The sequence below is a fragment of the Vibrio sinaloensis genome, assembly GCF_000808535.1.
Lineage (GTDB): Bacteria > Pseudomonadota > Gammaproteobacteria > Enterobacterales > Vibrionaceae > Vibrio > Vibrio sinaloensis_D.
In genome coordinates, this window is record NZ_JWLV01000001.1 from 830,066 (window position 1) to 843,370 (window position 13,305).

The 13,305-nt window shown below is 48.4% G+C and carries 8 protein-coding genes; all 8 read left to right on the plus strand.

Annotated elements, in window-relative coordinates; translation table 11 throughout:
• The first annotated feature begins 390 nt into the window (after positions 1-390).
• The 8 genes from RJ47_RS03620 to RJ47_RS03655 all read left to right on the plus strand — a co-directional run bounded on the left by RJ47_RS03620 (position 391) and on the right by RJ47_RS03655 (position 13,301).
• A complete protein-coding gene (locus RJ47_RS03620) occupies positions 391-2,025 on the plus strand; it encodes an ABC transporter substrate-binding protein (RefSeq protein ID WP_039481467.1) in 1,635 nt (544 codons plus the stop codon).
• A 62-nt stretch (positions 2,026-2,087) separates the two neighbouring features.
• On the plus strand, positions 2,088-3,062 hold the full coding sequence (locus RJ47_RS03625) for an ABC transporter permease (protein WP_005469054.1): 975 nt from the start codon (positions 2,088-2,090) through the stop codon (positions 3,060-3,062).
• Between the two features lie 8 nt (positions 3,063-3,070).
• Entirely contained in the window at positions 3,071-4,060 is a 990-nt protein-coding gene (locus RJ47_RS03630) for an ABC transporter permease (protein WP_005469426.1), read from the plus strand.
• Positions 4,057-5,010, plus strand: a complete 954-nt coding sequence (locus RJ47_RS03635; protein ID WP_005469434.1) for an ABC transporter ATP-binding protein — start codon at positions 4,057-4,059, stop codon at positions 5,008-5,010. The genes RJ47_RS03630 and RJ47_RS03635 overlap by 4 nt, the downstream gene beginning before the upstream one ends.
• Positions 5,011-5,023: 13 nt before the next feature.
• A complete protein-coding gene (locus RJ47_RS03640) occupies positions 5,024-6,004 on the plus strand; it encodes an ABC transporter ATP-binding protein (RefSeq protein ID WP_038135361.1) in 981 nt (326 codons plus the stop codon).
• Positions 6,005-6,119: 115 nt separating this feature from the next.
• The gene (locus RJ47_RS03645; protein WP_039481470.1) at positions 6,120-9,566 is read left to right on the plus strand and encodes a hypothetical protein; all 3,447 of its coding nucleotides are present in this window, start codon (positions 6,120-6,122) and stop codon (positions 9,564-9,566) included.
• 508 nt (positions 9,567-10,074) lie between these two features.
• Complete coding sequence (locus tag RJ47_RS03650; protein WP_197058122.1) at positions 10,075-12,045, plus strand: HAMP domain-containing methyl-accepting chemotaxis protein; 1,971 nt, start codon at positions 10,075-10,077, stop codon at positions 12,043-12,045.
• A gap of 26 nt (positions 12,046-12,071) precedes the next feature.
• Positions 12,072-13,301 carry an ABC transporter substrate-binding protein gene (locus RJ47_RS03655; protein ID WP_039481472.1) on the plus strand — a complete coding sequence of 410 codons (1,230 nt, stop codon included), beginning with the start codon at positions 12,072-12,074 and terminating at the stop codon, positions 13,299-13,301.
• Positions 13,302-13,305: the final 4 nt, after the last annotated feature.

Genomic DNA, 13,305 nt, shown 5'->3' on the forward strand with positions numbered 1-13,305 from the left:
CCCCACCAAAGAAAGCGGTTTCTTTAATTTTGGTAAAATTTGTGAAGATCCGCAAATTTAACACATAGAAAAGAGTGATCGACATCTAAAAATGTCGTTTATTTCACCCTGCCTGTTGTAGCAAGCTAGCATAAAAACGCTCAAGGACACTAACAGTAAAAACGCGGAGTATCACTTTAAATTACTGATTATATTGAATAATAAATCAAATCTCATTCTAATTTCATTATCTTGGCACAAAGCAATGATCTGTGATCCAAGGTCTATTTTGAACACAAAAGTTTGTATTCATGACTTCATGAAGCTAAAACAACCTCAAGAAAGCGCTTTCTTTTAAGAAAAACGCTTCCGGGGGATGAATCAAACCAATAATGAAATAAGGACAATGTGATGCATAAGAAAACTCTGCTCGCGACTATTGCTGCCAGCATGCTGCTTTCAACGGCGGCTCAAGCGGAAGACATCAAGCAAGGTGGAACACTGACGGTTCCAATCATCAACACAGGCTTTGTGGAAAACTTCAACCCATACACCACCAAAGACCTGTACCACGGCATCATGTTTGAGCCACTTATGGTCTTCAACAATATGACCGGCGAAACAGACTTCCGCCTAGCCGAGTCATTTACCTACTCTGATGATCTTAAAACGATCACCCTAAAACTTAAAAAGGGCTTGAAATGGTCTGATGGTACGCCGTTAACTGCGCAAGACGTAGTCTACAGCTTCATGCTTACGAAAGAGGCGCCTGCCTTTGACCAAAAGGGGATTTGGTCGGGTAAGAACTTGCAAACCATCACAGCGACAGATGCAACCACGGTGGTTTTCGAGCTAGCGAAAGCCGATTCAACATTCGCTTGGAATCTAGAGCGTTACCACATTGTTCCAAAACACATCTGGTCAAAAGTTGATGACCTCACCACATTTACCAACCCTAACCCTGTTGGTAGCGGCCCAATGACGGTGGTGAAATACCTCAAGCCTCAGCAAATGGAACTGTGTCGCAATCCAAATTACTACCTTGAAGGTCGTCCTTACTTAGATTGTGTCAACTTCCGCTCGTACAACGACAACTCACAAATTCAACCTGCTTTGATCAAAGGCGAAATTGACTGGGGCTCCAACTTTATTGCCGACGTTGAGTCGACCTTCGTGGCTCAAGATAAAGCGAACAACCACTTCTGGTACCCAGCAAACGACGCGATCCACCTTTACGTAAATACCAAGCAAAAGCCATTTGATGATCTTCGCGTTCGTCAGGCGCTTTCAATGGCGCTAGACCGTGAAGCAATTGTTGATATCGCCGCTTACGGTTACCCAACAGCCAACTACAACCCAGGTGGCATCGCAGAGCTGTATAAAACGCACATTGATAAAAACGTGAACGACAAGTACGGCTACCTTACGCGCTACGACGCAGACAAAGCAAAAGCACTGCTTGATGAAGCAGGACTGGTCGATAAAAACGGCGACGGCTACCGCGACAATGCCGACGGCTCAGATATTTCTTTCGATATTGAAGTGGTGAACGGCTGGACCGACTGGATTCAAGTTGTGCAAATGGTCACCGAATACTTCGACGAGGTGGGCATTAAAGCCAATGTGAAGACGGTCGACTGGGCGGTGTATGACAAGAATCTTAAAGAGAGCAACTACACCATGTCGATTAACTGGTCGATGGTGGCAACCAACCCAATCTTAGCTTACCAAGAGTACTTCTCAACGTCGCGCATTGGTAAAACATGGCACGCGGGTCACGGCATTAACTCACCAGAGATCGACAAGCTGATCGACAGTTTCGGCAAGATTGGTGATGCCCAAGAACAAGAAGCGGTGATCTCTGAGTTGCAAGAATACACAGCTCAAAACATGCCATTTATCCCACTGTTCTCAAACCCGACATGGTTCCAATACAGCACCAAGAAAGTGGTGGGTTGGCCGAACGAAAAAGACCCATACGTTCAACCAGTTTGGTACGACGGCGGTAAGCGCGTGATTATTTTGAACAACTTACACCTTAAATAATCTCTCTCACTAGCAATTATAAGGAGCCTAAGTTGTTAGGCTCCTAGGTTAAAAGGTTCGTTATGTCGTTTTTAGTTCGCCGATTTGGCTTTTATTTCACCGCTTTTCTTATTGCCATATCCTTCAACTTTATGTTGCCAAGGTTAATGCCCGGAGATCCCGTGGATGCCTTGTTTGCTGCAGCCCAAGGTCGAATGGATCCTGCGCAAATGGATGCGGTGCGCGAAATGTATGGCTTTGTGGATGGCAACATCTTCGAGCAATACATCGCTTACATAAAAAGTGTTTTTACCCTCGATCTTGGCCCTTCCGTGCTGATGTTCCCTGTGAGTGTCTCTGAAGTGATCGCCAACGCCCTACCTTGGACCATGTTCTTAGCCTTGGGCTCTTTGATTGTCGCGCTTATCATCGGTGTCAGTATTGGTACTTATGCCTCTTACCGACGCGAAGGCTTTTTTGGTCAGGTAGTACCACCGGTTCTCGCGTTCATCAGTAACTTCCCTTACATCGTTACTGCGCTGCTGCTGTTTTACTTCTTTGGCTTAAAACTCGAGATGCTTCCCCTCGCCTACACCTATGACCCAGCACTCGACCCCGGCTTTACGTGGGAGTTTATCTCCAGTGTCGCGAAACACGCCGTATTACCCGTTGGTTCGATGGTGATCGTCGGAATCTCAACATGGGTGTTTAACATGCGTAACGCGATGATCAACGTCTTGGGCGAAGATTACGTCACCATGGCGGAAGCGAAAGGGTTAAGCAGCTACCGCGTCATGTCTCGCTATGCTGGACGCAATGCCATCCTTCCTGTCGCAACAGCCATTGCGATGGCGATTGGTTTCTCGTTTGCAGGCTCGATCATGACCGAAGTGGTATTTAACTACCAAGGACTTGGCAACATCTTGCTAAAAGGCATTGTGGCGCGCGATTACCCACTTATTCAAGCCATTCTACTCATTCTGGTGTCAGCGGTTCTGACTGCGAATTTCATCGCTGACTTACTCTACGTTTGGCTCGATCCACGTATTTCGAATTAAGGTGCATCATGGACAAACTCATTAACACGACTTCATCGTCCGCCCACGCTTTGACAAAACGTGAATCAAAGTTTTCGTGGCGACGAATCAAGAAATCGCTCGGCAAAGTGTACGCTTTCTTTTATGGCAACCCACCAGCCATCATTGGCGGCCTGTTACTCTCTATTGTATTGGCTGGCGCTATTTTTGCTCCAGTATTGGCAACGCATAACCCAGAAAAACGGGTCGCAAGACCACATGTCGCCCCCAACGCAGAGCATGTGCTTGGCACCACTCGTAGCGGACGCGACGTTTACAGCCAAGTGCTCTATGGCGCACGTAAATCGTTAACTGTGGCAATCTCTGCGGGCATCATTGCCATGAGCCTTGCGGTGATCATTGGCGTCTCATCAGGCTACTTTGGTGGAAAAATTGATGACCGTTTGAACTTTTTAACCAACGTTTTTTTGGTCTTCCCTCAATTGCCATTGTTGATTGTTCTGGCCGCGTTCTTAGGTCAAGTCGGGTCTCTGGTGATAACCATCCTCCTCGGGATCACCTCCTGGCCGTGGGGGGCGCGGGTCATACGCTCGCAAACCATGGCGATTCGTAATAAGGAGTTCATCATCTCTGCGGAAGTGATGGGCGAATCCAAAATCCGCATCATCCTCGTTGAGATCCTGCCAAACCTTGTCTCAATTGTGTTTGGCGGCTTCCTAGGCACGGTTATCTACGCAATGGGCTCAGAAGCGGGGCTAGGCATTCTCGGTTTGGGCGATGCAACCGAAGTGAGCTGGGGATCCATGCTCTACTGGGCACAAACCTCGTCAGCGCTGTACACCGGAGCGTGGTGGGAAATGCTGGTACCAGCGATGGCATTGGCAATTACCGGCGGTGCGCTTGCGCTCGTCAATATGTCGATTGACCAAGTGAGCAACCCGAAACTTCGTACCGGTCCGCACATCAAGCTGTGGCACAAACTGAAAAAAGAAGCCGATAAACGCCGAGGTCTAAGATGAGCAAGTTACTAGAAATCAATAATCTATGCGTTGACTATGTCTCTCCAAATGGCGTAGCTCGCGCGGTAAACAACGTCAGCCTGTCCATAGCACCGGGTGAAACCTTAGGTATTGCAGGCGAATCCGGCTGCGGCAAGAGCACACTCGCGTTTGCGATCTCTCGCTTGCACAAAGCGCCCGCGCTAATTTCCGAGGGTGAGATCATCTACAACGGCCAAGATGTGTTGAAGATGAATGATCGCCAGCTACGTAAGTTCCGCTGGAACGACGTCTCGGTGGTGTTTCAAAGTGCGATGAACTCACTTAACCCTGTGATTACCATTGGCGAGCAGTTAACTGACGTCATTCTTGCTCACCGTAAGATTCCATACAAACAAGCGTATGACCGTGCCGTAGAGCTACTAAACGTGGTGGGCATACATGGCGACCGTATGGCGAGCTTCCCACACCAATTAAGTGGCGGGATGCGTCAACGCGTGGTGATCGCAGTCGCGTTAGCCCTTGAGCCAAAACTGATCATTATGGACGAGCCAACCACCGCGCTTGATGTGGTGGTCGAGCGCGAAATCCTCAACGAACTGTATGAGCTTAAGAGCAAATTTGGTTTCTCGATTCTGTTCATCAGCCATGACTTGAGCTTGATGGGTGAAATTGCAGACCGAATTGGCGTGATGTACGCAGGCAATCTGATTGAACTTGGCGATGCCCAGAATGTTTTTGGTGACCCTCAGCATCCTTATACCAAAGGACTGATTTCGTCGTTCCCAACCATTCACGGACCAAAAGAGCGCTTGTACGGCATCCCGGGTAACCCAGTGAACTTACTGCAAATTCCACAAGGCTGTAACTTCCAAGAACGATGCAACGACTGCTTTGCCCAGTGCAAACAGGCAGAACCTGTATTGGCGCGTGTCAACAACGGCAACTTAGTCTCTTGCCACCTTGTTTAACAGGAGAGAAAACATGGAAAACGCAACAAATCCTGAGGTCATTCTCTCGGTAAAAAACTTGGTCAAAGACTTTCCACTCGGTCAGTCAGTGAAAAGCAATCTAATGCGCGCCGTAAACGACGTATCGTTTGAGCTGCGTAAAGGCGAAGCACTGGCCATTGTTGGTGAATCTGGCTCAGGAAAAAGTACTGGCGCACGCGTCTTAACTCGTATCTATGATAAAACTGGCGGTAATGTTGAGTTTAAAGGCCAAGAGCTCAGCGAGTACATCAAAGAGCATGGTGAGCTTGAATACGCACGCCAAGTGCAGATGATCTTCCAAGACCCATTTGGCTCATTAAACCCTGTTCATACCATCTATCATCACATCGCTCGCCCTTTGATGATTCACAATCGTGCGAGCAAAGAAGCGATCCCACAACTGGTGTATGAGTTGCTCGACTTGGTCGGTCTGTCACCAGTAAAAGAGACGGCAGAAAAGTACCCACATGAGCTAAGTGGCGGTCAACGCCAACGTGTCGCGATTGCCCGCGCGATTGCGGTCGATCCCGAGGTCATCCTTGCCGATGAGCCAATTTCAATGCTCGATGTGTCGGTTCGACTCGGCATCTTGAACTTGATGTCAGATCTTAAAGACAAACACGGCATTTCATTTATGTACATCACCCACGATATCGCTACCGCGCGTTACTTCGCGGAAAAGACCGCCGTGATGTACGTCGGGCACATGGTGGAATGGGGAAACAGCGACAGCGTGACGCAAAATCCACAGCATCCATACTCGCAGTTACTTCTTTCTGCGGTACCGGAAGTGGGCAACTCAGGAAAACGCGAGTTAATGGCAAAAAAAGGCGACATCCCACTGTGGAAACCCAGCAGTGTCGGCTGTCCGTTTGCCAGTCGCTGCCTAAAAGCGACCGAGCAATGTACGCAGTCCGTGCCCGAGCCAACCCAAGTCGGGCCAGACCATTACGCGCGCTGCCATCACCTATAACGATAAACAGATTTAAACAGACATTTCGCTCTAAGCTTAAAGAACCGGGGTTCACAGCTTGGCTACGGTTCTTATTGCTCAAAATCAGCGAAATGTAGGTATCAAGGAAAAAATTATGACTTTTGCTACTCCATCTCACTTAGCCGTTGGCGGTCAATTCGTTGACTTAGACGGTGAGCGATTTTACAAAATCAGCAACGTTGACCAGATGAAACCCTTCTTTATCAGTGTGGTTTCTGCCAGCGATCACTGGCTGTTTATCTCATCAACGGGGGCGCTTTCCGCAGGTCGCATTCGCCCAGAAAATGCCTTGTTCCCTTACCGCTCGGTCGATCACATTCATGAAAGTGCCGATAACACTGGCTCAAAAACCATCGTTCGAGTCAAACAAGACAACGGCGTTATGCTCTGGGAACCGTTTAACCCACACCACAATGGTCTGTACCAAACGGAGCGTAATCTCTACAAAAATACCATCGGGGACAAGATCGTATTTGAAGAGATAAACCACTCTCTACAACTGAAATTCAGCTACCGCTGGAGTTCAAGCGAGCGTTTCGGATTTGTGCGTCAGTGTGAGTTCACCAACCTGAGTGACCAAACTCGTGACATGGATGTGCTCGACGGGGTACAAAACCTGCTGCCGTCTGGGGCGCCTTTGCAGGCATTGCAAACTCGTAGCGCTTTGGTCGATGCCTACAAATGGAACGAACAAGTTGAAGCGTCCTCGCTTGCGCTTTACACCATGTACGCCAAGCTGAGTGATCGCGCAGAGCCTGCCGAATCTCTCCTTGCGACCACCGTCTTTGCGCTTGATCAGGGAGACCACCAGCTGTTACTGAGCAGCGAACAAGTGAACGCGTTTCGCCTAGGCCAATCAATCAACAGTGAGCCACTAACAAAAGGCGTACGCGGCAGCTATCTAATCCACAAAACACTTTCTCTTGCTCCAGGTGAAAAACAAGGCTGGTTGATCGTTGCTGACATCGACAAGAATCATCAAGCGGTCAGCGAACTGATTAGCCTGTTAGACAAACCTGCGGATCTGCGATTAAACGTCGAGCAAAGCATCGCCGACAACCAAAATGACTTAGTTAAGTTGATGTCGGGCGCGGACGCTTGGCAATTGACCAACGAAGAGAACACCAGCGTTCACCACTATGCGAACGTATTGTTTAACAACATGCGTGGCGGTGTGATTGAAAACAACTACGACTTAGATAAGCAAGATGTACTCAAGACGCTGCGCAACGCCAACCAAAAAGTAGTCGCAAAACACAGCGCTTTTTTCGCCGACCTGCCCGACTCTTTTACTCACGCCGAGCTCATCTCCGCGGCGAAAAACAGCCAAGACCCACAGCTTATCCGCCTCAGTTACGAGTACTTACCGCTGACGTTTGGTCGTCGCCACGGTGACCCAAGTCGCCCTTGGAACCACTACGAAATCAAACTCAAAGATGAAAATGGTGAGCGCTTACTTTCATATCAAGGTAACTGGCGCGACATTTTCCAGAACTGGGAAGCGATCGCCTTGAGCTACCCTGGTTTCATTCAATCCTTTATCGCCAAGTTTGTGAATGCCTCAACCATTGATGGCTACAACCCTTACCGCATTACGAAAGATGGCATCGACTGGGAACTGCTTGAGCCTGACGATCCTTGGAGCAACATCGGCTACTGGGGTGATCACCAGATCATCTACCTACTCAAGTTCCTTGAGCTGGCGAAAAAGTATCAGGGTGCGCAGCTGACTGAACAACTGTCGAGCGACATCTACAGCTACGCGAACGTCCCTTACAAGCTCTGTTCTGTTGAGCAGCTCTTCGCGAACCCGAAGGATACGGTCTCATTTGACCAAGAGCTGCAACACGAGATTGAACAACGTGTCGAAGCGCTCGGCAGCGATGGTCGCTTGCTCGTGGAAGGTGGCGATGAGGTTTACATGGTCAACTTGACGGAAAAGATTTTGGTTCCGCTGCTGTCAAAACTCAGCAACCTCGTGCTCGATGGCGGTATTTGGCTGAACACTCAACGTCCGGAATGGAACGACGCCAACAATGCCATCGTGGGTAACGGCTTATCCATGGTCACGCTCTACTACATGCGTCGCTACGTCGCCTTTACCCAAGCGCTGCTGGAATCGGCACCGGATTCGATCTCCATGTCGAAAGAAGTGTTCGATTGGATGCTTTCGATTCATAAAGTGCTGCAAGACGCGAGCAAAGAGATTCGCCAAGAAACCGTAACTCGCCAAACGCGCAAAGCCATTCTGACCCAGTTAGAGAAAGCGTTCGAACTCTACCGCAGCCGCGTCTACCGCATGAAAGGTTTCTCGGGCAAGACTCAAGTCGAGGTGAGCGCGATTTCCGACATGCTGGCCACCAGCCTTGATGTGCTCGACTCCAGCATTCAAAGCAACTTACGCCAAGACGGTTTGTACAACGCCTACAACATCGTCACCTACAGCGGCGAAACTCTTAATATTGAAGAGCTGTACCCGATGCTTGAAGGTCAAGTCGCGGTGCTCAGCTCAGGCGTACTTTCACCGAAGGAGGCGGTCAAATTGCTGGATAACCTCTTTGCCAGCGAAATGTATCGCGACGATCAACGCAGCTTTATGCTCTACCCAGATCGCGATCTGCCAAGCTTCATGGAGAAAAACCAAATCACTGCGGACCAGATTGCCCAATCGACACTGCTGTCTGCCATGCTCAAAGCGGGAGACCAACGCATTGTGAATCAAGACGCAACAGGCGCGGTCCACTTCAACCCCGCTTTTGAAAATGCCGAGTTCCTTACTGCGGCGCTCAACAGCATCGATAGCAATCAGTACAAAGCACTGACGGAAGAAGAGAAAGAGTCGGTTCATAACCTCTACGAACAAGTCTTCAATCATAAAGCCTTTACTGGGCGCTCTGGCACCATGTTTGGCTATGAAGGTCTGGGCTGTATCTACTGGCATATGGTGTCAAAACTACTTCTGGCGGTGCAGGAAAACTATCTCGCCGCGCGCGATCTCGATCCGAGCAGTAAAGAAACCGCTCAATTAGCGCACTACTATTATCAAGTTCGCGCCGGTATTGGGTTCAATAAAACGCCAGATAACTACGGCGCCTTCCCAACCGATCCGTACTCCCATACGCCAAAACAAGCCGGCGCTCAGCAACCGGGGATGACTGGTCAGGTAAAAGAAGAGGTCATCACTCGATTCACAGAACTGGGGATTGAAGTGGAAAATGGGGCAATTGGCATCAACCCAACACTGCTATCGCCACAAGAGTTTCTCTCTCAAGCGACTCAGTTTGATTGTTTGAACGTGTTGGGTGAGCGATGCAGCTACAAAGTTGATGAGAATCAGTTGGCATTTACCTACTGCCAAGTGCCTTTTGTTTATGAGTTGTCAGACCGTGCCGCCATTAGCTGCTTCTTCACAGATGGGAAGGTTGAAAACATCGAGGGCTTACTGCTGAGCGAATCGATAAGCCAGCACCTGTTTGAGCGTGATAATCAGATTAAAAAAATAAAGGTGTGTATTCCAAAACACCAACTCCTAACTCAATAATCGTCACGAGTTAGCTTCGCGAGCCATCCAGTTATTCGGGGGAGAACTGGGTGGCTCGCTTTTTTATCAACGTAAACTTTAGGGTCTGTTGATCTTTCGAGCTGATTTTTGCAGCAGTTTGTGGGAAATTTATACAAGGCAGAGGCTTTGAAGTGTAGCTAGCCTACATGAAAAGCCGATAACGCAGTAGAAATGAACCACAAACGCTGCCCGAAGGGTTCAGCTAAAATCGTTTTATGCTTTGTTAAGGGGTATTTACTTAGAATGACTAGGCTACACACCCCTTGCCGCGCCTAAAACGATTTTATCTCGAACAAAATTTAACCGCGAAAGGTCAACAGACCCTAGTGAAAACTAATATTTTAAACCCAATATAAAACAAGTAATTACCCTCAAAGCTGCCCTTTAGCCTCTCTATCAATTAAACAAAAAGACGATAACCAACAGCAGATTTACTGCTTTTGGTCTAGGTTTATTATTAGTTTCCTTACTAGGCGTAAATGAACCGATGAAAATATCGCTCAACATTGTTCAAAGAACGATTCTTGGCTATTTGGGTATGTTTATCCTCTTAGCCGCGCTAGGCGTTTTCAGTTACGTTAACCTCACCAAAGTCGATGCCAATATCGGCTCGATTACGCAAATCGCAACACCCCAGTTGGTGAAAAGTTCACAGCTTCGTACCTCTATTTTGAACAGTCAACGATTGCTACTCGAGTACCTCACTTTTGAAGATATTGACGCGCTCCCAGCCATCAAAGCGTCGTTTGACAACGAGCGAAAGGAGTTTGAGTCGATTTTCAAACAACTCAACGATGAGCAGTCGACCTCCAGTGGCAACATTGCCTCACTCACCTCCTCCTTTTATCAAGATGCACAGCGCATCATGAACCTACATAACGAATCACTTTATGCTCAGCAGAATCTCTATCTCGCTCAGGCAGAGTTTGTGAAATTTGAAGATGCTTTTCAAAGAGTCACTCAACAGCTGCTCACAAAGCTCAGTAAAAGCCGCTCGCAGAGCAACAAAGTCGACCGCCTAACCAGCGGCATAAAGCGAGACCTTAGAACACTGCGAGCCGCCAACCCCGATATGGATCTGGTCAAGCTGATCGATAACTTCAATCGCAACACCACTCTAGCGAAGGATGGTATACAAAACGTCAAACTCAGCGCAGGATTAATCAAACGGTTCGACACTGTGGTTGAAAAGCTAAAAATCGCCGGAGTGTCAGAAAAAGGCATGTTGCCCTTAATGCTCACGGTCAAGAATCAACAAGAAGAGATTCGAGCGCTTATTCGACAAGTTCAACAAAAATCACGCACCTTAGAGAAAGCGTTTGATCGCCTCGCTGACAATGCTTTGACGGCGGTAGACAACGCCAAAACCGCCACTGAGCAGTCAGTCTATTCTGCTGAGCGTTTAATTGTGATCCTCACTGTAATCTCTGCGCTTGTGGCTATGCTTATTGGCTATCTCACCGCCAAAGCCATTCACACACCACTCACTCTTATCAACCGCGTGTTGCGTTTGATGCGCGAGGGGGACATGACCCACAAAGTCCGTTATGAATCTAACTGTGAGTTCGGTGAACTCTCCCACTCTATCGACAAACTGGTCGGCGAAATGAAGCACTTACTTAGCCAAATCAACACAGGTTCAAAAGATTTGGCAACGCAAGCAACCAAAGCCTCGCAGATCAGTGATTCCACCATGAGCCGAGTGTCCTCCCAAGTTCAACAAATCGACATGGTCGCCGCCGCAATTTCACAAATGGAAACCAGTGTGACTGAAGTGCATCGGTCAACGGAGCAATCGCAAAACGAAGTCGAACAGGCAAATGAGAGTACCCTGATGAGTCGCCAGCAAGTGGCAAGCGGATTAACGCTGGTCGAGGAGCTGTTGGATTCCATCAACACCGCCACCGACATTACCAAGAAGTTGGATCAATACTCCGGCAACATTGGCAGCATACTGGATGTGATTCGTGACATCGCTGACCAAACCAACTTACTCGCGCTCAATGCCGCCATAGAAGCGGCTCGAGCAGGCGAACACGGCAGAGGCTTTGCGGTTGTCGCTGATGAAGTCAGAACGCTGGCCAATCGCACCCAACAATCGACCGTTGAGATTCAAGCGATGATAGAGCGTCTGCAATCAAGTTCAGACGAAGTGGTGGACGTTATGAACACCAGCCAAGAAAAAACCGAGCAGTGTGTTGAGCAAAATAGAGTGACAGACAAAACGCTCCAAACCGTTGTCGAACGAATGGGAACCATCAAAGAGATGAGCATTCAAGTCGCTCACGCGTCTGAAGAACAAATAAAAGTGAGCCAAGAAATTGCTCAAAGTATCAACGAAATTTCAGAGATTGCGTCGAAAACTGAGGTCGAAGCACAGGGTGCTGCATCGGTCAGTGACGCTCTGGCGCAATTAGCGCAGAACCAACGAACCCTAGTGAAGCGATTCAAAGTCTAACTCGCGGTAAAACAAAGGAACTTCATATGAGAGCAAAACCGATAGCCTTACTGGTAGCTACGTGCTGCTTCCCTAGCTTAGTCAGCGCTGGAAATCTCGTGATCGAGAGCTGGCGGGAAGACGGAAAAATCTGGAATGAAACCATTCTCCCAGCGTTCAACGCCAAACATCCCGGCATTACCGTGACCTACAAACACACGCCCGCCACCGACTACAATACCGCGCTAAATGAAAGACTTGCAGCGGGCAATGCTGGCGATATCATAACTTGTCGCCCCTTCGATGATTCTTTAAAGCTCTATCAAGAGAACAACCTTGTCGACCTCACCGATATTGATGGCATGGAAAACTTTCCATCATTCGCTCAGTCAGCTTGGCAAACCGACGACGGCTCTGTCACCTTCTGTCTGCCGCTAGCCTCCGTTATCCACGGCTTCTTCTACAACAAATCGATTTTTAAAGAGTTAGGAATCACGCCGCCCACCACCAATGAGGAGTTTTATGCCGCTCTGAGCAAAGTGAAAGCAAGTGGCAAATATACCCCGCTCGCAATAGGAACCAACGATAAGTGGGAAGCTGCAACCATGGGCTTTCAAAACATTGGTCCAAACTACTGGCAAGGGGAAGATGGGCGTTTCGCGCTGCTGTCAGGGGATGGCAAACTGACCAACTCTGAATATGTTGATGTTTTCAACCAACTCGCCATGTGGGGACAATACATGGGTGACGGTTATCAGACCCGAACCTATAACGATGCAATCGCTATGTTTGGTGGTGGTAACGCGGCGGTTTATCCTGCTGGGTCTTGGGATATTTTAGCCTTCAAAGACAAGATTGATTTAGGTGTTTTCCGCCCAACGGTTGCCAATAAAGGCGATGATTGTTTCATCAGTGACCATACCGATATTGGTATCGGCATTAATGCCAAGAGTTCAAACCCAGAAGATGCGAAAACCTTGATTCAGTGGATGGCCAGTGAAGAGTTTGCGGAGCTATTTACAAACGCGCTGCCAGGCTTCTTCTCGCTATCAAACCACTTCATCGAAGTGGAAGATCCCACCGCAAAAGAAATGCTCGCATGGCGTGATACTTGTGACTCCACAATTCGTAATTCTTATCAAATCCTTAATCGAGGAACGCCTAGTTTGGAGCTGGAAATTTGGGAAACCAGTGTTGGCGTAATTAACGGCACCATGTCTCCTCAAGATGCGACCAGTCGATTGCAAACGGGCTTAGACGGATGGTACAAACCATAACCCG